Annotated in this window: 20 protein-coding genes and 2 riboswitches; of the genes, 12 read left to right on the top strand and 8 right to left on the bottom strand. The window is 66.4% G+C overall.

Annotated features, from left to right (window positions below):
* Window positions 1–11: 11 nt before the first annotated feature.
* The 5 genes from gcvPB to ABIC17_RS05065 form a co-directional block, all read right to left on the bottom strand.
* Window positions 12–1670, bottom strand: coding sequence for an aminomethyl-transferring glycine dehydrogenase subunit GcvPB (gcvPB, locus tag ABIC17_RS05085; protein WP_354279768.1), 1659 nt, complete (start codon window positions 1668–1670; stop codon window positions 12–14).
* Window positions 1667–3025 (bottom strand): aminomethyl-transferring glycine dehydrogenase subunit GcvPA, encoded by a 1359-nt coding sequence (gene gcvPA / locus ABIC17_RS05080; protein WP_354279766.1) that lies wholly within the window; start codon window positions 3023–3025, stop codon window positions 1667–1669. The genes gcvPB and gcvPA overlap by 4 nt, the downstream gene beginning before the upstream one ends.
* A 125-nt stretch (window positions 3026–3150) precedes the next feature.
* Complete coding sequence (gcvH, locus tag ABIC17_RS05075; protein WP_354279764.1) at window positions 3151–3522, bottom strand: glycine cleavage system protein GcvH; 372 nt, start codon at window positions 3520–3522, stop codon at window positions 3151–3153.
* Window positions 3522–4694 (bottom strand): glycine cleavage system aminomethyltransferase GcvT, encoded by a 1173-nt coding sequence (gene gcvT / locus ABIC17_RS05070; protein WP_354279762.1) that lies wholly within the window; start codon window positions 4692–4694, stop codon window positions 3522–3524. The genes gcvH and gcvT overlap by 1 nt, the downstream gene beginning before the upstream one ends.
* Window positions 4695–4856: 162 nt before the next feature.
* Window positions 4857–4948, bottom strand: a riboswitch (glycine riboswitch).
* A 65-nt stretch (window positions 4949–5013) separates the two neighbouring features.
* Entirely contained in the window at window positions 5014–5670 is a 657-nt protein-coding gene (locus tag ABIC17_RS05065; RefSeq protein WP_354279761.1) for a hypothetical protein, read from the bottom strand.
* A gap of 117 nt (window positions 5671–5787) precedes the next feature.
* Here ABIC17_RS05065 and ispH point away from each other — a divergent pair, with 117 nt between their 5' ends.
* The 4 genes from ispH (at window position 5788) to ABIC17_RS05045 (ending at window position 9034) form a co-directional block, all read left to right on the top strand.
* Window positions 5788–6747: a 4-hydroxy-3-methylbut-2-enyl diphosphate reductase gene (gene ispH / locus ABIC17_RS05060; protein WP_354279759.1), complete on the top strand. Its 960-nt coding sequence runs from the start codon at window positions 5788–5790 to the stop codon at window positions 6745–6747.
* A gap of 3 nt (window positions 6748–6750) precedes the next feature.
* Window positions 6751–7716, top strand: coding sequence for a homoserine kinase (gene thrB / locus ABIC17_RS05055; RefSeq protein ID WP_354279757.1), 966 nt, complete (start codon window positions 6751–6753; stop codon window positions 7714–7716).
* A 9-nt stretch (window positions 7717–7725) separates the two neighbouring features.
* Window positions 7726–8205, top strand: coding sequence for a ribonuclease HI (rnhA, locus tag ABIC17_RS05050; protein WP_354279755.1), 480 nt, complete (start codon window positions 7726–7728; stop codon window positions 8203–8205).
* A 238-nt stretch (window positions 8206–8443) separates the two neighbouring features.
* A riboswitch (ZMP/ZTP riboswitch) is annotated at window positions 8444–8523 on the top strand.
* A 16-nt stretch (window positions 8524–8539) separates the two neighbouring features.
* Window positions 8540–9034 carry a protein tyrosine phosphatase family protein gene (locus ABIC17_RS05045; protein ID WP_354279753.1) on the top strand — a complete coding sequence of 165 codons (495 nt, stop codon included), beginning with the start codon at window positions 8540–8542 and terminating at the stop codon, window positions 9032–9034.
* Between the two features lie 156 nt (window positions 9035–9190).
* Here the strand turns inward: ABIC17_RS05045 and ABIC17_RS05040 are convergent, their stop codons facing one another.
* The gene (locus tag ABIC17_RS05040; RefSeq protein WP_354279751.1) at window positions 9191–10282 is read right to left on the bottom strand and encodes an NAD(P)/FAD-dependent oxidoreductase; all 1092 of its coding nucleotides are present in this window, start codon (window positions 10280–10282) and stop codon (window positions 9191–9193) included.
* A gap of 6 nt (window positions 10283–10288) precedes the next feature.
* Window positions 10289–11233: an alpha/beta fold hydrolase gene (locus ABIC17_RS05035; protein ID WP_354279749.1), complete on the bottom strand. Its 945-nt coding sequence runs from the start codon at window positions 11231–11233 to the stop codon at window positions 10289–10291.
* Window positions 11234–11281: 48 nt separating this feature from the next.
* Between ABIC17_RS05035 and ABIC17_RS05030 the strand changes: the two genes are divergently transcribed.
* The 8 genes from ABIC17_RS05030 to ABIC17_RS04995 all read left to right on the top strand — a co-directional run bounded on the left by ABIC17_RS05030 (window position 11282) and on the right by ABIC17_RS04995 (window position 18774).
* Window positions 11282–11764, top strand: a complete 483-nt coding sequence (locus tag ABIC17_RS05030; RefSeq protein WP_354279747.1) for an A24 family peptidase — start codon at window positions 11282–11284, stop codon at window positions 11762–11764.
* Window positions 11765–11799: 35 nt separating this feature from the next.
* Complete coding sequence (cpaB, locus tag ABIC17_RS05025; RefSeq protein ID WP_354279745.1) at window positions 11800–12843, top strand: Flp pilus assembly protein CpaB; 1044 nt, start codon at window positions 11800–11802, stop codon at window positions 12841–12843.
* A 1-nt stretch (window position 12844) separates the two neighbouring features.
* Entirely contained in the window at window positions 12845–14413 is a 1569-nt protein-coding gene (locus ABIC17_RS05020) for a type II and III secretion system protein family protein (protein ID WP_354279744.1), read from the top strand.
* 20 nt (window positions 14414–14433) lie between these two features.
* The gene (locus ABIC17_RS05015; RefSeq protein WP_502958411.1) at window positions 14434–15087 is read left to right on the top strand and encodes a CpaD family pilus assembly protein; all 654 of its coding nucleotides are present in this window, start codon (window positions 14434–14436) and stop codon (window positions 15085–15087) included.
* Window positions 15084–16382, top strand: a complete 1299-nt coding sequence (locus tag ABIC17_RS05010) for a CpaE/TadZ family protein (protein ID WP_354279740.1) — start codon at window positions 15084–15086, stop codon at window positions 16380–16382. Before ABIC17_RS05015 ends, ABIC17_RS05010 begins: the two co-directional genes overlap by 4 nt.
* Window positions 16383–16439: 57 nt before the next feature.
* Complete coding sequence (locus tag ABIC17_RS05005) at window positions 16440–17414, top strand: type II secretion system F family protein (protein ID WP_354279738.1); 975 nt, start codon at window positions 16440–16442, stop codon at window positions 17412–17414.
* Between the two features lie 30 nt (window positions 17415–17444).
* The gene (locus tag ABIC17_RS05000; RefSeq protein ID WP_492722041.1) at window positions 17445–18410 is read left to right on the top strand and encodes a type II secretion system F family protein; all 966 of its coding nucleotides are present in this window, start codon (window positions 17445–17447) and stop codon (window positions 18408–18410) included.
* A gap of 67 nt (window positions 18411–18477) precedes the next feature.
* On the top strand, window positions 18478–18774 hold the full coding sequence (locus ABIC17_RS04995; RefSeq protein ID WP_354279734.1) for a hypothetical protein: 297 nt from the start codon (window positions 18478–18480) through the stop codon (window positions 18772–18774).
* Between the two features lie 146 nt (window positions 18775–18920).
* Here the strand turns inward: ABIC17_RS04995 and ppdK are convergent, their stop codons facing one another.
* Window positions 18921–21587 (bottom strand): pyruvate, phosphate dikinase, encoded by a 2667-nt coding sequence (gene ppdK, locus ABIC17_RS04990; RefSeq protein WP_354279732.1) that lies wholly within the window; start codon window positions 21585–21587, stop codon window positions 18921–18923.
* Between the last annotated feature and the right edge of the window lie 31 nt (window positions 21588–21618).

Genomic DNA, 21618 nt, shown 5'->3' with positions numbered 1-21618 from the left:
ACGCCGCACGATCATTCCGCTGCTTCCGCCAGCGGTCGTTCCTTCCATACCAGCACCGGCTTGCGCGCGGCGAGCGTCTCGTCGAGGCGGCTGCGCGGCGCGAAATGCGGCGCGCTCTTCAGGCTGACGTCGCCCGCCTTGGCGCGCTCCGCGACCGAACGCAGCGCGGCGACGAACTGGTCGATCGCGGCCTTCGATTCGGTCTCGGTCGGCTCGATCAGCATCGCGCCGTGGACGACCAGCGGGAAGTACATCGTCATCGGATGGAACCCCTCGTCGATCAGCCCCTTGGCAATATCGATCGTCGAGAAACCGGTCGCCAGACCGTTGTCCGAGAACAATGCCTCATGCATGCACGGCCCCGACGCCCCGAACGGTGCGTCGAGCGTCGTGTCGAGGCTGCGCAGGATGTAGTTCGCGTTGAGCACCGCATCCTCGGCCACCTGCCGCAGGCCATCCGCGCCGTGGCTGAGGATGTAGGTGAGCGCGCGCGTGAACATGCCCATCTGGCCATGAAACGCGACCATCCGGCCGAACGCCTGCGGGTGATCGTCGCCTGCGGTCTCTTCCTCGATCAGCGCGAAATGGCCGTCCGCCTGCTTGGCGACGAACGGCAACGGGCCGAACGGCGACAGCGCTTCCGACAGCACGACCGGGCCCGAGCCGGGTCCGCCGCCGCCATGCGGGGTCGAGAAGGTCTTGTGCAGGTTGATGTGCATCGCATCGATGCCGAGATCCCCCGGCCGCACGCGCCCGACGATCGCGTTGAAGTTCGCGCCGTCGCAATAGACGTAGCCACCCGCCGCATGGACCGCGTCCGAGATCGTCCGCATGTCGCGCTCGAACAGCCCGCAGGTGTTGGGGTTGGTGATCATCACGCCCGCCACGTCCGGCCCGAGTCGCGCGATCAGCGCCGCCGTATCGACGCGGCCTTCGGCGGTCGCGGGGATATCCTCGACTTGATAGCCCGCGAAGGCCGCGGTCGCCGGGTTGGTGCCGTGCGCGCTTTCGGGGACGAGGATGATCTTGCGATGCCCCTCGCCCTTTGCTTCCAACGCAGCGCGGATCGCGAGCACGCCGCACAGCTCGCCATGCGCGCCCGCCTTGGGGCTCATCGCGACGCCGTGCATGCCGGTCAGCGTGATCAGCCAGGTGGCGAGTTCATGAATGACGCCGAGCGCGCCCTGCACGCTGTCGATCGGCTGAAGCGGATGGATGTCCGCGAAACCCGGGAGCCGCGCCATCTTCTCGTTGAGCCGCGGATTGTGCTTCATCGTGCACGAGCCGAGCGGGAAGAAGCCGAGGTCGATCCCGTAATTCTGACGCGACAGACGGGTGTAGTGTCGCACGGTCTCGGGCTCGGACAGGCCGGGGAGACCGATCGGGGTGGTGCGCGCGAGGGAGCCTAATCGAGCAAGCCCCTCCCCTTCAGGGGAGGGGTTGGGGGTGGGGGGAGTCTCACCGAGACCAGCGCCTGGTACGGCCCCACCCCAACCCCTCCCCTGAAGGGGAGGGGCTTCAGAAAAATCTACCCCGGTCGTCCCTGCATCACCAATCTCGAAGATCAACGCCTCTTCAAGCATCAGCCCCTTGTTGCCGGTGACGGTCGGGGACGCCTTGCCCCCGGCGACGGGCGCTTCGGGGCGCCATCCGCTTGCGTTGATGCTCATGCCAAGATCTCCTCGAGCGCTGCCGCCAGCGTTTCCACATCTTCTGCCGACGTCGTCTCGGTCACTGCGACGACGAGCCCGTTGGCGAGACCGTCCTCACCCGGATAGAGACGCCCGAGCGACACACCCGCCAGGATCCCGCGATCCGCCAGCGTCCGCACGACCGGGCGCGCCTCGACCGGCAGCTTGAGCGTGAATTCGTTGAAGAACGCAGGCGTGACCAGTTCGACGCCGGCAACCTTGCTCAGCCGCTCCGCCGCCGCGACCGCGCCGCGATGGTTGATCTGCGCCAGCGTCCGCAGCCCCTTCTCGCCCAGCAACGTCATGTGGATCGAGAAAGCCAGCGCGCACAGCCCCGAGTTGGTGCAGATGTTCGACGTCGCCTTTTCGCGTCGGATATGCTGCTCGCGCGTCGACAGCGTCAGCACGAACCCGCGCCGCCCATCCGCATCCAGCGTCTCGCCGCACAGGCGACCCGGCATCTGGCGCACATATTTGTCCTTGCATCCGAACAGCCCGACATAGGGCCCGCCGAACTGCAACCCGACGCCGAGCGACTGCCCCTCGCCGACGACGATATCCGCGTCCATCTCGCCCGGCGACTTGATCGCGCCCAGCGCGACCGGCTCGGTCACGACCGCGATCAGCAGAGCCTTGTTGGCATGGCACGCGTCCGCAAGCGGCGTGAGGTCCGCGATCCGCCCGAGAATGTCGGGATATTGCACGACGACGCACGACGTATCCTTGTCGATCGCGCCGATCAGCGCGTCGAGGTCGGTTTCTGCGGCGAGCGTCGGAACCGACGTCTCCAGCAGGTCGCCCGTGAACTTGGCCATCGTCTTGGCGACCGAGACGTAATGCGGATGCAGCCCCGACGACAGGATCGCCTTGCCGCGCTTGGTGATCCGCCGCGCCATGCCGATCGCTTCCCAGCACGCGGTCGAACCGTCGTACATCGACGCGTTCGCGACATCGGTGCCGAGCAGCCGGGCGACCTGCGTCTGGAATTCGAACAACATCTGCAGCGTGCCCTGCGCGATCTCGGGCTGGTACGGCGTATAGGCGGTGAGGAACTCGCCACGCTGGATCAAATGATCGACCGAGGCCGGGACATGATGCTTGTACGCGCCGCAGCCGAGGAAGAACGGCGCTTCCCCCGCGGTCAGGTTCTTGCGCGCGAGGGCGGTCATGTGGCGTTCGACCGCCATTTCGCTGGCGTGCATCGGCAGGCCGTGGATCGGCCCGTCGAGCCGCGCGGCTTCGGGCACGTCGACGAACAGGTCGTCGATCGTCGCGACGCCGATCACGCCGAGCATCGCGTCGCGGTCAGGCTGAGTCAGGGGTAGATAGCGCATCAATCAATCCTCTCCCCTCCCTGGAAGGGAGGGGCTGGGGGTGGGTTGGCATGAGGCTGGCGTGACGTTCCCGTTGAGAGCGACCCACCCCTCGATCCCCTCCCTTCCAGGGAGGGGAGGAAGACTCACAGCTTCTCGACGAACGCCTTGTACGCGATCTCGTCCATCAGCGCGTTGAGCTCGTCTGCATCGCTCAGCGTAAGCTTGAAGAACCAGCCTTCCGCCTCGGGATCCTCGTTGACCAGCCCGGGCGTGTCGGCGAGTGCGGCATTGCCTTCGATCACCGTGCCCGACACCGGCGAATAGACGTCGGACGCCGCCTTGACCGATTCGACGACCGCGGCTTCGTCACCCTTGGCGAGCTCCTTGCCCTCTTCGGGCACGTCGACGAACACGATGTCGCCGAGCTGGCTCTGCGCATATTCGGTGATGCCGACGATGCCGACGTCACCATCGACATCGACCCATTCATGATCTTCGGTAAAATAACGGCTCATCACTTGCCTCCTGCACGGACATAGCGGTGGGGAATGAACGGCATCGTCGTCACGGTCGCCTGATGGACCTTGCCGCGCTGCGCGAGTTGGATCGTGGTGCCCGCAACCGCCAGCGCGGTAGGGACATAGGCCATGGCGATCGGCGCACCGACGCTCGGCGCGAACCCGCCCGAGGTGACGCGGCCGACTTCGGACCCTTGCTCGTCGAGCACTGCCGCACCTTCACGAACGGGCTGGCGCCCTTCGACCAGCAGGCCGACACGCTTGATGATCGCACCCGACTCGCGCTCGGCGAGAATGCGCGGCGCGCCCATGAAGTCGCCCGCCTCGCGGCGGCGCTTCGACAATGCGAAACCGAGGTCGGCCTGGACCGGCGTCGTCTCGGGGTCGAGATCATGCCCATAAAGCGGCAAGCCCGCCTCGAGCCGCAGCGAATCGCGTGCGCCAAGACCGATCGGCTTGACCTCGGGCTCGGCGGTCAGTGCGTCGGCAAGCGCCTCGACATTCTCCGCGGGCACCGAAATCTCATACCCGTCCTCGCCGGTATAGCCCGAGCGGCTGATCCACAGCGGAACGCCGTTCCACGCGAACGCGCCCGCGGTCATGAACACCAGCGCTTCGACGCCCGGCACCAGCCGTGCGAGCGCATCGACCGCCTTGGGTCCCTGCAACGCGAGCAGCGCCTGGTCTTCCATATGGTTGAGCGCGATCCCGTCGGGCAGATATTCGAGCAGATGCGCGATATCGTCGATCTTGGTCGCGCCGTTGACGACCATGTAATAGCCCTGGATGTCGAACGGGTTGGCGTCCGGCAGATGCGTGACCATCAGATCGTCGAGGATACCGCCATCCTCCGACAGCAGCAGCGAATAGCGCTGCTTGCCCTGCCCCAGACCGGCGACATCGGCCGGCAGCACAGCTTCGAGCGCCGCGACGACGTCTGCGCCCTCTTCCGAGCGGAACAGGAGTTGGCCCATGTGGCTGACGTCGAACAGCCCGGCCGATTCGCGCACCCACAGATGCTCGGCCATGATGCCTTCATATTGAACGGGCATTTCGTAGCCCGCGAACGGCACCATCCGGCCACCCCGCGCGCGATGCCACGCATCGAGCGGGAGCTGCTCGATCGCAATCTCGTCGGCTTCGGTCTCGTATGGGTCGAGGTCGCTCATGTTGGTCTTCCGCAAGAGGTCAACGGCGCGCCATGGCGCCGGAACGCCGTGATGTGCCGCCCCCTCTGTCACGGAACCTGAGAGCTTTCACGGAACCTCATGCTCCGCTTACCCCTTCGGTGGCGCTCGCCCACAGGGCAGCGCGCTTTCCAGAGTGTCGATTCGATCCGCGCGGTCCGGTTGCCTGAGAGATTCCGGGGCGGTTGCTCCTTCGGCGGTCCGAGTTACCCCGGACGCTCTCCCGCGCGTACCCTTGACGGTTGCCCGTCAACGACGCGGCCGGTTTGCCGCGCCGCAACAGGCAAGTCAACGAGAAGGCTTAGCGCGTCGCGTTATATTTGAGCTGTTCGTCGGTCAGCTGGAAGCCGACCAGCGCCTCGAAGCTCGCGCGCAGCACCGCCTGGCGGATTTCCGGACGGCTCAGCGGGTCGGTCGCGGCGTCTTCGTCGCCGGCCTTACGCTTCTCAGTCAGCTTCTTGCGGACGTCGTCGGGAAGCGTCGCCGCTGCGCGCGAGACGCTCGCCTCGCCGGTGCCCTGCGCCGATGCGCGTGCCTGCCCGGCATCGAAGTGCAGCGTCACACGACCCACGCGCTTGGCGACGACCGCGGTACCGCCCTGCACGACCGTGACGAAATACGGCAGCGTCACGTCGCGTGCGGTCTCGGTATGAACGCGGCGCGCTTCGACCGAGAACGTCAGCTTCGTGAGCACGTCGGCGGTCGAATCATCGCAGGTCGAACGGACGTTGGTCAAAACCGCCGTCAAATCGATCGCATTCGCTTCGCGGCTGGCGGGCGGATCGAACATCGTGACGTCGCCGGTCGCGGCGGGCACGCCGACCGATGGGCACGCATTGCGAACCGCGGTGATGCCGCCCGACGCATCGAGTTCGCCGGTCTTGGCGCACCCACCAAGCAGGATCGCACCGCACGCGCTGACCGCGAGAGCGGCAATGGCTGATTTCCGGTTGGTCACGGGGGCACGCACCTTATCATGCAAAAGGATGCCGCCCCGTAAAGCGACGGAACGGACGCCTCGCTTCATAGGAACCGCCTTTCGCGCACGCAAGCAATCGCGTAGGCTCCCTGGGGTATGGGTACCCTCATCGCAAAGCCGCCGCTCGACCTCGTCATCGCCGCCCCGCGCGGGTTTTGCGCCGGGGTGGACCGGGCAATCCGCATCGTCGAACTGGCGCTCCAGAAATACGGCGCGCCCGTCTATGTCCGTCACGAGATCGTCCACAACCGCTTCGTGGTCGACATGCTGCGCGACAAGGGCGCGGTGTTCGTCGAGGAACTGGACGCGGTTCCGGACGGCGTGCCCGTCGTCTTCTCCGCACACGGCGTCCCCAAGGCGGTGCCCGACAAGGCGACCGAACGCGGGCTCGAGTTCTTCGACGCGACCTGCCCTTTGGTGTCCAAGGTCCACCGCCAGGCCGAGCGGATGGTCGCACAGGGACGCCACATCGTGTTCATCGGGCATAGCGGCCACCCCGAAGTCATCGGCACGTTCGGCCAGGTACCAGACGGCGCGATGACGTTGGTCGAGACGGTCGCCGATGCCGAGGCGTATCGCCCGAGCGACCCCGTCAATCTCGCCTTCCTGACCCAGACCACGCTGTCGATGGACGACACCGCGGAGGTGGTCGCGGTGCTGATGCGCCGTTTCCCCGCGATCCAGGGGCCGCCGGGCGAGGACATCTGCTACGCGACGTCCAACCGCCAGGCCGCGGTCAAGGCGATCGCGCAGACCTGCGATGCGATGCTGGTGATCGGCGCGCCCAATTCGTCCAATTCGGTCCGGCTCGTCGAAGTCGCCGAGCGCGAAGGCACCCCAGCCCGCCTGATCCAGCGCGCCGCCGAGCTCGACTGGGCGTTCCTCGAGGGTGTCCGCACGCTCGGGCTGACCGCCGGGGCGTCCGCGCCCGAGCTGCTGGTGCGCGAACTGGTCGACCGGCTGGCGGAACGCTACGACGTAACCGAGCGCGAGGTCGAGACCAAGCGCGAGACGGTCTCGTTCAAGCTGCCCCGCGGCCTCGAAGTCGCGGCCTGAACCATGGCGGTCTACACGCAGGTTTCCGCCGAGGCGCTCGGCACCTTCCTTCGCGACTTCGATTGCGGCGCGCTCGTCTCGGCCAAGGGGATCGCCGAGGGGGTGGAGAACACTAACTATCTGGTCGACACGACGACCGGGCGGTTCATCCTTACGCTTTACGAGAAACGCGTCGACAGCGGGGATCTGCCGTTCTTTCTCGCGCTGCTCGATCATCTCGCGGCGCGCGGTAATCCGGTCCCGCCCGCGATCAAGAACCGCGCCGGGGTCGCGATCCACACGCTCGAAGGGCGACCGGCGTGCCTGATCCAGTTCCTGCCCGGCGTCTCGATCTCGCACCCGACCGCGGGACAGGCCCGCGCGGCGGGCGCGGCGATGGCGGCGATGCACGCAGGCCTCGCCGATTTCCCGCTGACCCGCCCCAACACGATGGGCGTCGACAGCTGGCAGCCGCTGTTCGACCGCTGCGGGCGCAGCCTCGATGAGATTGCGCCGGGCCTGTACGATGATCTCGGGTTCGCGCTCGACTCGGTCGTCCGCCAATGGCCCGGTGATTCGCTCGATCGCTGTGCGATCCATGCCGACCTGTTCCCGGATAATGTACTGATGCGCGGCGAATCGGTGTCGGGGGTGATCGACTTCTACTTCGCCTGCACCGACATCCGCGTGTTCGACCTCGCGATCATGGACACCGCCTGGTCGTTCGATCCGACGGGCACGTATTTCGATGCGGGCATCAGCGCGGCGTTGATGGCGGGCTATGCCGATCGCTTCCCGCTGACGGCGGACGAAACCTCGCACTTCCCGACGCTTGCGGCGGGCGCATGCATCCGTTTCGCGCTGTCGCGCGCGTGGGACTGGCTCAACACGCCGGCGGACGCGCTGGTGACGCGTAAGGATCCGCTCGCTTATGTCCGGCGGCTTTCGCACTATGCGCCGGAGCTAGCTAAGCGTCCATCGGCTGGCTAAGCGCAGCCGATGACCGATACCCCTCCCCCGATCACCCCGCCCGAACTGACCAAGGTCGAAATCGCCACCGACGGTGCCTGCAAGGGCAACCCAGGCCCGGGCGGCTGGGGCGCGCTGATTCGCAGCGGCGGGACCGAGAAGGAATTGTCGGGCGGCGAGAAGATGACGACCAACAATCGCATGGAGCTGATGGCCGCGATCGAGGGCCTGCGCGCGCTGAAACGCCCGTGCCGCGTCACGCTGTCGACCGACAGCCGCTATGTGATGGATGGCCTGACCAAGTGGATCAAGGGATGGCAGAAGAACGGCTGGAAGACCGCCGCCAAGCAGCCGGTCAAGAACGCCGAACTGTGGCAGGCGCTGCTCGATGCCGCCAAGCCGCACCGGATCGACTGGGTGTGGGTCAAGGGCCACGCCGGGCATCCGGACAATGAGCGGTGCGACAAGTTGGCGAGCGACGCGGCGGTGCTGGCGGCGCGGCGCGGGTAACTCTGTGGGGGGTGCCGGTTGGCGCGTTTGGCATCTCTGACACCCGTTCGGGCTGAACGTAGTCGAAGCCCCGCCATCTCGTCGAGCGTCACGCTCTGTAACACGGTGCCCTTCGACTGCGCTCAGGGCGAACGGATCGCATTCTAGCTCTAGAGTCGACAGCAAATGCGAGACCTGTAGGACACGCTATACCGAGGGACACGCAGTAGCGAACGGTCGAACAGTGGGGTACACTCGGCACCGTGTCCGTGACTGGCGACTTGGGTGGAGCACCACCGGGAAGCGGAAAAGACTATGCCGCGCGCCTGGGCATCCATTACTGAAAGGATGCCGCATGTCCGACCCGACCCACATCCCCGTCTGGCGCCGCCTTGATGGAGAGCTCACGACATCCGGCCAGCCGACGGAGGACGATCTCAAGGCGTTTTCGGCGCTCGGGGTCGAACATGTCATCAACCTGGCCTTGCACACGCACGAGCGTGCGTTGCCGGACGAAGCTGGCAGCGTAACCGCGCTGGGGATGACCTATACGCACATCCCGGTCGCGTTCGACGCTCCGACCGAGGGGGATTTCCGCCGCTTCTGTGCGGCGATGGAAAGCATGGCCGGGGCGAAAGTGCACGTTCATTGCATCGTGAATGCGCGCGTTTCGGCGTTCCTGTACCGATATCGCCGCGACGTCCTTGGCATGGACGAACAGCTGGCGCGGCAGGAGATGGAAAGCATCTGGCAGCCGGGGGGCGTTTGGGCGTCTTTTATCGGTGATGAGAATGCCGTTGGGTTACCGCATCGGCCCGGCAAGGCGGCGGATAGCGAAGCAAGATCGTGAGACTTCAAAGTGCTTCCCCAGCGGAGGCCGGGCCCAGTAGAGCCACCTGAGGGTGCGTGCGGCTGCGCTTCGTTACGTCGGCCACTTCGAGTGGGCCCCGGCCTTCGCCGGGGAAGCGTCTTTGGGATCAGCTCGCAACGACCCTAGCAAACGGTTTCACTTGCACACGCCGAACCGCCCCGGCGCATAGCGCTCCGCATCGATCCCGCTCACGCTATCGTCCGGCACCCGCCCCAGCAGCAACGAAGCCGCCAGCGCCGCCGCCGCGGGTGCCGTCTGGATCCCGAAACCGCCCTGCCCCGCGCACCAGAAGAACCCTGGCGCATCCGGCGCGAAACCGTAGACCGGCAACCGGTCGGGCGCGAAGCTGCGCAGTCCTGCCCAGCGCCGTTCGACCTTGATCACGCGCCAGTCGACGACATGCTCGAACCGGTCGATCGCGGTGGCGACGTCGATTTCCTCGGGCTGGACGTCGCCCGGGTCGGTCGCGGTCTCGTCGTGCGGGCTGAGCCAGATCCTGCCGCCCGCCTCGGGCTTGAAATAGAAATCCCCGCCGATCCCGACAACATGCGGCAATCCCTCCGGCGCGCCCGGATCGGTCGCGAGCTGGACCATCGTGCGGCGGTAGGCGGTAATGCCGATCGGCGCGACTCCCGCCATAAGCGCGACCGCATCGGCCCACGCCCCGGCGGCGTTGACGAGCACCGTGGCATCGAACGTCCCCGCCCCCGTCTCGAGCGACCAGCCATTGTGGACCCGCGCCACACCCGACAGCGGCGCGGACACGACCAGCCGCACGCCCCCGCGCCGTGCCTGCGCAAGGTAATGCGCATGGAGCGCCCCCACGTCGATATACGTGCTGCTCTGTTCGAGCACGCCGAGCGTCCAGTCCGGGCGCAGACCCGGCACCATCGCCTGCGGATCGACTCGTTCGAGCACGACCCCGCTCCCGTCGAACTCCGCAAGAAAGGCGTCGATCGCGGCGCGATCCGCTTCCCGCCCGATATGCAGCGACCCCAGCGCTTGCAGGAACCCGCCGCCGTGGAGCGCGGGGCCGGAGGCGGTGGTCAGCGGCTGGACACCCGGACCGCCGTACGTCTCCGACCAGAACGCCGCCGACCGCCCGGTCGCGTGATATCCGGGCTGGTCTTCCGCCTCGAGCAGCACGACCGAGGCATGTGGCGCGATCGCGGCGGCGAGGCTCGCGCCCGCCATGCCCGCGCCCACGATGGCGACATCATACCGCATGTCCGCTTATCCCTTTGCTGCGTGCGCCGCGAAGAACGCGTCGATCGCGCCGATCGCGCGGCTGCGGACCCCGTCCGCCTCGCGCAGGATCTCATGTGCCGATTCGGATCCGAAGCGCAGCGTTTCGCTCGCCGGCATCCGGCCGGCGACGCGCGCGGCGACCTTGGTCGAAACCAGTTTGTCGGCATCGGCGAGGAGGAACAACGTCGGCACGCTGAGCAAGGCGATCCGCGAATCGCGTTGCAGCGCCCGCGTCGAGGCGAAGGCCTGCGCGAGCCAGCGCCAGCTCGGTGGTCCCAGCAGCAGCTCGGGCCGAGTCGACTGCCAGAAGATCTCGTCCTCGTACCGCGCCGGATCGTGCGTCAGCAGCGCCTGCCGCGTCTCGGTCGTGGCGGGGCGTTCGTTGCCGCGCCAGGCTGGGCGCGCGGGATCGCCGAGCCGCGCCATCGCGTCCGCAACCCGTCCGCCCAGCCCCTGACCGACCGGACTGTGTAACCCCAGCATCGGCGCGACGAGTACGACCGCATCGGGGGTCGCGGCGCCCTCGACCAGCGCGCGGAGCAGCAAATGCCCGCCCATCGAATGGCCGATCGCGACGTGCGGTCCTGCGCCCTTGGTCACCCATTCGGCCCAAAAAGCTCGAAAATCGTCGATATAGTGTTTGAAGTCCTCGACATGGCCGACGTGCGGGGTCTTCGCCAGTCGCCCAGATCCACCCTGCCCGCGCCAGTCGAACGACGTTACCGACCAACCTTGCGCGTGCCAGTGCGCGAAGGTTTCCAGATACTTCTCGAAAATGTCGCCGCGTCCCCCCTGGAACAGCAGGCGCCCACGCGGCGTGCCCTTGGCGGGCCAGTCGAACCGGCGGAGCATCCATCCGTCCGGCGCGGCCCAGCGCGTGATCCGCGCCGCTGCGGGAATCGCGCGCCGGTACAATTGGGGGGAGACCATGCGGCATGGTTACGTTTTCGAAAGGCACGTCGTCTAGGGCTTTCGGCCATGAGCGCGCCTTCTCTTTCCGCCACGGTGCTCTTCGCGCTGGTGTGCCTGCTGCTCTCGGCCGCGGTCGAGGACGCGCGAGTCCGGGAAATCGCCAACTGGAAAAACGCGACGATCGCGCTGCTCGCGCCCTTGTGGTGGTGGGGCAACGGGCTTTCGCTCTGGCCTGACATGGCGATCCAGCTGGGCCTTGCGGCGGTAGTGTTCGCGGGCTTCGTCGCGGCGTTTCACTTCGGCTGGATGGGCGGCGGCGACGTCAAGATGATCGGCGCGCTCGCGCTGTGGCTGCCGCTGCAACCGCTGATGTGGATGCTGGTCGTGATGTCGCTGCTGGGCGGCGTGCTGACGGTGGTGTTGCTGATCGATCGTGCGGTGCGGCCGCGCACCACCCCAATCGAGGTCCCCTACGGTGTCGCAATCGCCATCGCCGCGCTTTTGGTCCTGCGTGCACCGCTTTTTAACCACCTTGGTGGATATGCTTAACGCAGGCCCAACCGGCCGTGTTCGAGAGGTCGGAAATGGATAGTCGTAAGGTCATATTGCTGGTGGGCGCGCTGATCGTCGCCGCGATCACCGCATTCATGGCGCGGTCGCTGATCGTTGGCAGCCCGGCGCCGCAATCTGCCGCGATGACCGTCGTCGCCGCGGCACCCGATGGCCCGGACGTGCTCGTCGCGACCAAGGCGCTGCCGGTCGGCACGATCCTCGACGCGAGTTCGCTGCGCTATCAGCCGTGGCCCAAGGAACTCGTCCAGAACGTCTATTACATCAAGAAGGCCGGGTTCGACCCCAAGTCGCTCCAGGGCACCGTCGTCCGCAACGCGATCACCGCGGGGCAGCCGCTGACGCAGGGCGCATTGGTCAAGCCGGGCGACCGGGGGTTCCTCGCGGCGGCGCTCGGGCCCGGGATGCGCGCGGTCACCGTGCCGGTCGAGGCGACCACCAGCGTCGGGGGCTTCGTCTTTCCGGGTGACCGGATCGACCTGATCCTAACGCAGAGCGTCGCGGGCGGGGGCGATGGTCCACCGCTCAAGGCAGCCGAGACGATCATGCGCAACATTCGGGTCCTGGCGACCGACCAGCGCACCGACAACGCCGTCGGCGACGACGGCAAGACGATCGTGAAGACCTTCTCCAACGTGACGATCGAGGCGACGCCGCGGATGGCAGAGCAGATCGCGGTCGCGCAGACGGTGGGGACGTTGTCGCTGTCGCTGCGCTCGATCGCGGACAACAGTACGGAACTGGAGCAGGCGATCGCGAGCGGCGACGTGTCGATGCCCGATGACCCCAAGGCCGAACGCGCGATGCTGACGCGGATCGCAAGCGCGCCCTCGGCGGGTGGCGGCTCGATGGCGACGGGTGCGGACGTATCGCGCTACCAGCGCCGCACCGTGCCCGGCAAGGCAGTCGATCAATCCGGGGGGAACGGCGGCGTTCCCATGGCCCCGACGAGCTCGACCGGCGCCGCTTTCCCGGGCGGCTCGATGGCCACAGGACCAATGATCCGCGTCGCACGCGGCAATACGGTGACGGACGTCGCCGTCGGGGGGAAGAAGTAAAATGCGTAGCGTTTCGATCTCGCTCGGCTGGTCGCTGGCCTGCGCGCTGGTCGCCGGCAGTGTGGCCACCCTGCCCACCGCCGCATCCGCGCAGACCGCCGCGCCGGTACAAGCCGGCACGGGCACGCCGGTGTTCCAGGTCAATACCGGTCGTGGCCGCCTGGTCACGCTGATGCGCCCGATGAGCGACGTGTTCGTCGCCGACGACAAGATCGCGGACGTCCAGGTCCGCTCGCCGACCCAGCTCTACATCTTCGGCAAGGGCGCGGGCGAGACGACGATCTCGGCGACCAGCCGGACCGGCGCGGTCGTCTATTCGGCGACGATCCGGGTTGGCAGCAATTTCGACTCGATCCAGCAGATGCTGGGGCTCGCCATGCCCGAGGCAAAGATCGTTGCGACGCCGATGAACGGGCTGGTCCTGCTCACCGGCACGGTCGCCTCGCCCGAGGATGGCGCGGAAGCCACCCGTCTCGTCCAGGCGTTCGTGGGGGAAACCACGAAGGTGTTGTCGCGCCTTGCCACGGCGACACCATTGCAGGTCAACTTACAGGTCCGCATCGCGGAAGTCAGCCGCACTTTCGTCAAGAATCTGGGCGTCAATCTGACCAACCGCGGCAGTGGGAACGTCCTGTTCGGGATTAGCCAGGGTCGTCAGGGTACGATCACGACTGTCCCAGGCGTGCCGAACCAGCCCAATGCTCCGGTCGATGCAAACGGTGCGCGACCCGGCGCCACGCTCTTCGGCTTCCCGGGTGCAACGGCTTCCGGCACGACCATCGGGCTGGCCGGGCGCATGCTTGGCATGGATCTTCTGAGTTCGCTCGATCTGGGGGAAACCGACGGGCAGGTATCGACGCTGGCCAATCCAAATCTCACCGCGATCTCCGGCGAAACGGGCTCGTTCCTCGCAGGCGGTGAAATTCCGATCCCGCTCAGTCAGGGTCTTGGCGCCGTGTCGGTCGAGTATAAGCAATATGGCGTGAGCCTGTCCTATACGCCGACCGTGCTCGCGGACGGCCGCATCTCGCTGCGTGTTCGTCCCGAAGTGTCGCAGCTGACCTCGGACGGCGCGGTGCAGATCTCGGGCACCACGATCCCGGCCCTCACCACCCGTCGCGCCGAGACGACGGTCGAGCTGGGTTCCGGTCAGAGCATGATGATCGCCGGGCTGCTCCAGAACAGCCACAACAATTCGATCACAAAGGCCCCCGGTGTCGGCGACGTGCCGATCCTCGGCGCGCTGTTCCGCTCGAACGCGTTCCAGCGCAACGAGACCGAACTCGTGATCGTCATCACGCCGTATCTGGTCAAGCCGGTCAACGCGAACGACATCGTCCTGCCGACCGACGGCATCAAGGCTCCGACCGATCTCGACCGCGTGCTGTTCGGCCAGCTCGGCGGAGGGAAGACCGGCGCGGAACGGCCGAAGCCAAGTTTCGCCCCGGCCGCGCCGGCCCTTCCGATGAACCAGGGACCGCGCACGGTTGATCCGGCCGCCCCGACCGCCGCCCCGCGTTCGTCCGCCAAGCGCGACAGCAATGCCGCGCCCGGTTTCAACCTGAAGTGAGGTCTTCGAGGGACATGATGATGGATATGCGCGCACGGTCGATCGCGATCGGCCTGCTCCCCGCGCTTCTGATCGCAGGCGGTTGCGCCGGGACCCAGAACCGCGGCCTCGAATCGGTGCATCAGCCGGTTGTCAGCCGGACCAGTTATGCCTTCGACGTGGCGACCACGCCGGACGGCCTTGCGCCCGGCGAGCAACAGCGACTCGCGGGATGGATGGCGTCGCTGCGGGTCGGCTATGGCGATGCGGTCTCGGTCGAGACGTCCGACAGCTATGGCAGCGCGGTTCGCGACACGGTCGCGGCCGAAACCGAACGGTACGGCCTGATCCTGTCGAACGACACGCCGCTGACCGATTCGCCCGTCCTTCCCGGTACCGCCCGGATCGTCGTCACGCGGATGTCCGCGAAGGTGCCCGGCTGTCCGGATTTCAGCCGCGTCCGTTCGCCTGAGTTCGAGAGCAACACATCGTCCAACCAGGGCTGCGCGATCAATTCCAACATCGCCGCGATGGTCGCCAATCCGGGCGATCTCGTCCGGGGCCAGACCGGACGCGCGATCACCGATCAGGCCACGTCGAACCGCGCGATCGACACCTACCGCAAGGCCGTACCGACCGGCGCCGGCGGCACAACGATCAAGTCGGAAACCACCGGAAGCGGCAGCAAGCAATGAACGCACCCTTCAATTCAGGCCGCCTCGGGCTGCGCGATCCGTTTGCGGCCTATGTCTGCGACGAAACCACCGCCGAGACGCTGCGCCCGGTCGCGGTCGAAATGGGCTGGGCGCCGGAGAAGGTGAACAAGGGCGGTTTGCGCAATGCGGTGCAATCGCTCTCCGTATCCGCCTCCCCGCAAATCCTGTTCGTCGACCTGTCCGAAAGCGGCGATCCGATCAACGACATCAATGCGCTTGCCGAAGTGTGCGAGCCGGGCACGGTCGTCATCGCGGCAGGGCAGGTCAACGACGTGCGGCTGTACCGTGAACTGGTCGTCAGCGGGATCCAGGATTACCTGCTCAAGCCGCTGAGCGCGGACATGCTGCGCGATGCATTCAGTCATGCGCAGGCGATGCTCAACGCCCCCAAGGCGGTCGAGGCGTCGACCGAGCGCCCGCATATCTCGACCTGCTTCATCGGCGCGCGGGGCGGGGTCGGCGCGTCGACGCTCGCGACCTCGGTTGCCTGGATGATGAGCGAGAAAGGCGCCCGCACCACCGCGCTGCTCGACCTCGACGTGCATTTCGGCACCGGCGCGCTGACACTCGACCTCGAACCCGGCCGTGGCCTGACTGATGCGATTGACAACCCGAGCCGGATCGACGGACTGTTCATCGAACGCGCGATGGTCAAGGCGAGCGAGCGGCTGTCGGTGCTGTCCGCCGAAGCGCCGATCAGCGTCCCCGTGATGACCGACGGCAGCGCCTTCTACCAGTTGCAGGAAGAAATGCGCGCCGCGTTCGAATGCACGATCGTCGACCTGCCGCGCGGCATGCTGGTGCAGCATCCGCATCTGATGACCGATATCCAGGTCGCGGTCATCGTCACCGAACTGACGCTGGCGGCGGCGCGCGACACGATCCGGCTGTTGTCGTGGCTGCGATCGAACGCACCCCAGACGCAGGTCGTGGTGGTCGCGAACAAGGTGCAGATCGCCGCCCAGCTCGAGATCAGCCGCAAGGACTTTGAGGGTTCGATCGAGCGCAAGGTCGATTTCGCAATTCCGTTCGATCAGAAGCTTGCGGCACAAGCCGCCAAGCTCGGCAAACCGCTTGCCGAGGCGGGCAAGAATTCCAAGACGATCCAGCCGATGGTCGATCTCGCCGCCAGTCTGATGGCGGTGGGGGACTCCGCAGCGCCGATCGACAGCGCAGGCAAGCCGGGCAAGAAGGCGACGGGGGCCAAGGGGACGTCGCTGATCGGCAAGTTCAACCTCAAGGGGATGATCAGCCAGTCGGGCAAGAAGAAATGAGCGCCACCCCCTGCCCCGGTAACGCGCCTGTAACGGTGCGAGGCGTCTGATAGCGTCATGAACCTGATGCCGATCCTGTCGCTGGGCGTGGGCGCGCTCATTGTGCTGATGCTGATGGCGTTCGCCTTTGCCGGGCCCAATGCGGACAAGGCGGGCGCGCGTCGCCTGGGTGCCTTGCGCGAGCGGCACAGCGAGGCGGCCCATGTGCTGGCGGATGCGCAGCTGCGCCGGATCGCCGCCGCGCGCAGCAACCGCATGGACGTGGCGGCGGCGCGCTTCCTGCCCAACGTCGCGCTGCTCAAGAAGCGGCTTGCGATGACGGGCAAGACCTGGACGGTCGGTCAATATGGGATGGCGACGCTTGGCGCGATCACCGGGGTCACGCTGTTGCTGGCGATCCTCGGGCTGCCGCTCCTGCTGGCGCTACTGCTCGGCGTCGTGATCGGCGCAGGCGTGCCGCACAAGGTGATCGGCATCACGATCAAGCGCCGGATCGCGAAGTTCACCGCCAAGTTTCCCGACGCGATCGAGTTGCTCGTGCGTGGCCTTCGCTCGGGGTTGCCGATCACCGAGACGATCTCGGTCGTTGCGAACGAAGTCGATGGCCCGGTCGGGGTCGAGTTCAAGTCGATTACCGACAAGATGAAGATCGGGCGGACGTTGGACGCGGCGTTGCAGGACACCGCCGACCGGCTGGGCACGCCCGAGTTCCAGTTCTTCGTCATCACCATCGCGATCCAGCGCGAGACCGGCGGCAATCTCGCGGAGACGCTCGCCAACCTCGCGACGGTGCTGCGGATGCGCGGACAGATGAAGCTCAAGATCAGGGCGATGTCGTCTGAATCGAAGGCGTCCGCCTATATCGTCGGCTCGCTACCGTTCATCGTTTTCACCCTCATCTGGATCATTAACCCGCCGTACATGGCCAACTTCTTCATCGATCAGCGGCTGATGGTGACGGGCGGGATCGGGATGCTGTGGATGGGAATGGGCGCGTTCATCATGAGCCGCATGGTCAGTTTCGAGATTTAAGCGATGAACCCTCCATCCTCCACCGGCCCGATGATCCTTGGCATCGACGTCTATACCGTGGCGACGCTCCTCGCCGGGGTGGCGGCGTTCATGGTGCTGCTCGCGATCTACGCTGTGACCACCGTCAACGACCCGATGACCAAGCGCGTCAAGGCGCTCAACGACCGGCGCGAGCAGCTGAAGGCGGGGATCACCGCCTCGACCAAGCGCCGCGCCAAGCTCGTCACCAAGAACGAGACGACCGACCGGATCAAGAGCCTGCTGTCCAGCCTGAAGGTGTTGCAGGACAGCCAGGTCAAGGCGGCCCAAGTCAAGCTGATGCAGGCGGGAATCCGGTCGAAGGAATATGCGGTCGCGGTGATCTTCGGGCGGCTGGTGCTGCCGCTGACATGGGGGGTCTTGGTCCTGTACCTGGTCTATGGCAGCGGGATCTTTGCCAACTGGACCCCGTGGAAGATGTACGCGATCGTCGCGACCAACTTCGTCCTGTCGTACAAGGCACCCGACCTTTACCTCGACAACAAGATCAAGAAGCGGTCGCTGGCGATCCAGAAGGGCCTGCCCGATGCGCTCGACCTGCTCGTCATTTGCGCGGAGGCGGGATTGACCGTCGACGCCGCCTTCAACCGCGTCGCACGCGAATTGGGCAAGGCCTATCCCGAACTGGGCGACGAGTTTACGCTGACGGCGATCGAACTGGGGTTCCTTGCCGAGCGACGGCAGGCGTTCGAGAACTTTGCGTCGCGGGTCAAGCTGGACGCGGTCAAGGGCGTCGTCACCACGATGGTCCAGACCGAGAAATACGGGACGCCGCTCGCCTCCGCATTGCGCGTGCTGTCGTCGGAGTTCCGCAACGAACGGATGATGCGCGCCGAGGAGAAGGCGGCGCGGCTGCCGGCGATCATGACGATCCCGCTGATCCTGTTCATCCTGCCGACGCTGTTCATCGTCATTCTCGGGCCGGCCGCCTGCTCGATCGCGGATGCGTTCAAATAGAGGCACTTGCGGTACGGTTGGCGAGCGGCCAGGATCACGCCCTTGGCTTTGCGACAGGGGATCCGGAATGCCGTTCACGACACCCGAACAGTTCATTTTGCTCTTCGTCATATTGGTGGCGGGGTGGCTGATCGGCTATGCCAGCGCGCCGGGTACGCGGAAGTACAAGCGGCAGCTGCGCGACGAAGCGACGCGCTACGCCGCCTATCACGACGATGCGGAAGGCCGCCTGCGCATCGCCGACCAGCGCGTTGCGGATCTGCACCGTGAGACCGAAGTGCTACGCCACGAGCTGGCAGAGGCGGATCGGACCATCGCGGCGTTGCGCGGATCCGAGCCTCTGCCGCCGCGCGACCTGATCTGAAGCGGAACCGCTATCGGCCCCTTCCCCGTCATTCCCGCGAAGGCAGGAATCCATAGTCACCGTCCGTCGTTGCTCGCGCCGTTCGCCAATATGGATCCCCGCGTGCGCGGGGACGGTGGAGGGACGTCGGGTACGCCCCTCCTTCTTCAGTCGCGCTTCGCCAGCGCCGCCTGTGCAGCCGCCAGCCGTGCAATCGGCACGCGGTACGGCGAGGCCGAGACGTAATCGAGCCCGACCTTCTCACAGAACGCGATGCTCGCCGGATCGCCGCCATGCTCGCCGCAGATGCCGAGCTTGATGTCAGGCCGCGTCTTGCGCCCACGCTCTGCCGCCATCGCGATCAATTGTCCGACGCCCTCGACATCGAGGCTGACGAACGGATCGCGCGCGTAGATGCCGCGCTCGACATATGTGCCGAGGAACCGCGCGGCATCGTCGCGGCTGACGCCCAGGGTGGTCTGGGTCAGGTCGTTGGTCCCGAACGAGAAGAACGCACCGACCTCGGCGATCTCATCCGCCATCAGGCAGGCGCGGGGCAACTCGATCATCGTCCCGACGTGATAGTCGAGCGTCGTGCCGGTCTGCTCGAAGACGATCTGCGCTGCCTTGTCGACGACCGTCTTCATCAGCTCGAGCTCGCGCTTCGTGCCGACCAGCGGGATCATAACCTCGGGGATCGGTGCCGCGCCCGAACGTTGCGCCACATCGACCGCCGCCTCGAAGATCGCGCGCGCCTGCATCTCGTAGATTTCTGGATAGGTCACGCCCAACCGGCAACCGCGATGCCCGAGCATCGGGTTGAATTCGTGCAGTTCTGCCGCACGCCGCTTGAGCACGTCGACCGCGATCCCCGCGGCTGCCGCCACATCCGCAAACTCGGATTCTTCGTGCGGCAGGAACTCATGCAGCGGTGGATCGAGCAGGCGGATCGTCACCGGCAGCCCCGCCATCACCTCGAACAGCTGGACGAAGTCCGCACGTTGCTCCGGCAACAGTTTGTCGAGCGCGGTGCGACGGCCCGCCTCGTCCTCGGCCAGGATCATCTGGCGGACGTTGGTGATGCGCTCGGCATCGAAGAACATGTGCTCGGTCCGGCACAGGCCGATCCCTTCCGCACCGAACTCGCGCGCGACCTTGGCGTCGAGCGGGGTCTCGGCATTGGCGCGGACCTTCAGGCGGCGCACGCCATCCGCCCACACCATCAGCGCCGCGAAATCACCCGACAATTCGGGCTGAACGGTCGGGACTTCGCCCGCCATCACCTCGCCGGTGGTGCCGTCGATCGTCACCATGTCGCCCGCCTTGATCGTGCGGTCACCCACACGCATCGTGCCTGCCTTGGCGTCAATCGCAATCGAACCAGCGCCCGATACACACGGCCGCCCCATTCCGCGTGCGACCACTGCCGCGTGGCTGGTCATCCCGCCGCGCGCGGTGAGGATGCCGCGTGCCGCGTGCATGCCGTGAATGTCCTCTGGCGACGTCTCAGTACGGATCAGGATTACCGACTCGCCCGCATTGGAGCGCTTCTCGGCAGTGTCGCTGTCGAACACGGCATGACCCGAGGCGGCACCCGGCGATGCGGGCAACCCCTTGGTCAGCACGTCGCGCGTCGCCTTGGGGTCGAGCGTCGGATGGAGCAGCTGATCGAGCGCCATCGGATCGATCCGCGCAACCGCTTCCTCGCGCGTGATCAGCCCCTCGTTCGCCATGTCGACCGCGATCTTGAGCGCGGCCTTGGCGGTGCGCTTGCCCGAGCGCGTCTGGAGCATCCACAGCTTGCCCTGCTGCACCGTGAATTCGATGTCCTGCATGTCGCGGTAATGCGTCTCGAGCAGGTCGAACACCTTGGCGAGCTCGCCGTAGACTTCAGGCATTGCCTCTTCCATCGAGGCGGGTTTGGCACCGGCGGCTTCGCGTGCGGCGACGGTGAGATATTGCGGGGTGCGGATGCCGGCGACGACGTCTTCCCCTTGCGCGTTGATCAGGAACTCGCCGTAATAAGCGCGCGTGCCGATCGAGGGGTCGCGGGTGAAGGCGACGCCGGTCGCCGAGGTCTCGCCCATGTTGCCGAACACCATCGCCTGGATGTTGACCGCGGTGCCCCAGCTCGCGGGGATGTCGTTGAGGCGGCGATAGACTTTCGCGCGCTCCGACTGCCACGACCCGAACACCGCGCCGACCGCGCCCCACAATTGGTCATGCACGTCCTGCGGGAAGGGCTTGCCCCATTGCTGCTCGACCAGGCCTTTGTACTCGTCGACGAGGCCGCGCAGGTCGTCCGCGCTGAGATCGGTATCGAGGAAATAGCCGCGATCTTCCTTGGCGATCTCAAGCGCTTCCTCGAACGCGCCGTGGTCGAGCTCGAGCACCACGTCCGAATACATCTGAATGAAACGGCGGTAGCTGTCCCACGCGAAGCGCGCGTCGCCCGAGGTGGCGGCGAGGCCCTCGACGGTCTGGTCGTTGAGCCCGAGATTGAGGACGGTGTCCATCATCCCCGGCATCGAGGCGCGCGCACCCGAGCGGACGGAGACGAGCAGCGGGTCGGCGGCGTCGCCGAAGGTCTTGCCGGTGATGCCCTCGATATGTGCGATCCCGGTCGCGACTTCGTCGCGCAGGCCCTGCGGGAACTGGCCGCCTTCATCGTAATAGACCGCGCAGAAATCGGTCGAGATGGTGAAGCCCGGCGGGACCGGCAGGCCGATCGATGCCATCTCCGCCAGGTTAGCGCCCTTGCCCCCCAGCAAGTTCCGGTCGCCCTTGCCCCCATCGGACACCCCGCCGCCGAAGCGATATACGTACTGAGTCATGCGTCTTCCCTCTAACAGGTTGAATTCGCTG

It is taken from the genome of Sphingomonas sp. PvP056, assembly GCF_040549155.1.
GTDB lineage: Bacteria > Pseudomonadota > Alphaproteobacteria > Sphingomonadales > Sphingomonadaceae > Sphingomonas.
Note: the sequence above shows the minus strand (reverse complement) of the source record. Positions and strands in the feature narration are given on the sequence as shown.

Coding starts and splice junctions, on each gene's coding strand:
- gcvPB (WP_354279768.1), bottom strand. CDS start 1,670: ATGAGCATCAACGCAAGCGGATGGCGCCCCGAAGCGCCCGTCGCCGGG.
- gcvPA (WP_354279766.1), bottom strand. CDS start 3,025: ATGCGCTATCTACCCCTGACTCAGCCTGACCGCGACGCGATGCTCGGC.
- gcvH (WP_354279764.1), bottom strand. CDS start 3,522: ATGAGCCGTTATTTTACCGAAGATCATGAATGGGTCGATGTCGATGGT.
- gcvT (WP_354279762.1), bottom strand. CDS start 4,694: ATGAGCGACCTCGACCCATACGAGACCGAAGCCGACGAGATTGCGATC.
- ispH (WP_354279759.1), top strand. CDS start 5,788: ATGGGTACCCTCATCGCAAAGCCGCCGCTCGACCTCGTCATCGCCGCC.
- thrB (WP_354279757.1), top strand. CDS start 6,751: ATGGCGGTCTACACGCAGGTTTCCGCCGAGGCGCTCGGCACCTTCCTT.
- rnhA (WP_354279755.1), top strand. CDS start 7,726: ATGACCGATACCCCTCCCCCGATCACCCCGCCCGAACTGACCAAGGTC.
- ABIC17_RS05045 (WP_354279753.1), top strand. CDS start 8,540: ATGTCCGACCCGACCCACATCCCCGTCTGGCGCCGCCTTGATGGAGAG.
- ABIC17_RS05040 (WP_354279751.1), bottom strand. CDS start 10,282: ATGCGGTATGATGTCGCCATCGTGGGCGCGGGCATGGCGGGCGCGAGC.
- ABIC17_RS05035 (WP_354279749.1), bottom strand. CDS start 11,233: ATGGTCTCCCCCCAATTGTACCGGCGCGCGATTCCCGCAGCGGCGCGG.
- ABIC17_RS05030 (WP_354279747.1), top strand. CDS start 11,282: ATGAGCGCGCCTTCTCTTTCCGCCACGGTGCTCTTCGCGCTGGTGTGC.
- cpaB (WP_354279745.1), top strand. CDS start 11,800: ATGGATAGTCGTAAGGTCATATTGCTGGTGGGCGCGCTGATCGTCGCC.
- ABIC17_RS05020 (WP_354279744.1), top strand. CDS start 12,845: ATGCGTAGCGTTTCGATCTCGCTCGGCTGGTCGCTGGCCTGCGCGCTG.
- ABIC17_RS05015 (WP_502958411.1), top strand. CDS start 14,434: ATGGATATGCGCGCACGGTCGATCGCGATCGGCCTGCTCCCCGCGCTT.
- ABIC17_RS05010 (WP_354279740.1), top strand. CDS start 15,084: ATGAACGCACCCTTCAATTCAGGCCGCCTCGGGCTGCGCGATCCGTTT.
- ABIC17_RS05005 (WP_354279738.1), top strand. CDS start 16,440: ATGAACCTGATGCCGATCCTGTCGCTGGGCGTGGGCGCGCTCATTGTG.
- ABIC17_RS05000 (WP_492722041.1), top strand. CDS start 17,445: ATGATCCTTGGCATCGACGTCTATACCGTGGCGACGCTCCTCGCCGGG.
- ABIC17_RS04995 (WP_354279734.1), top strand. CDS start 18,478: ATGCCGTTCACGACACCCGAACAGTTCATTTTGCTCTTCGTCATATTG.
- ppdK (WP_354279732.1), bottom strand. CDS start 21,587: ATGACTCAGTACGTATATCGCTTCGGCGGCGGGGTGTCCGATGGGGGC.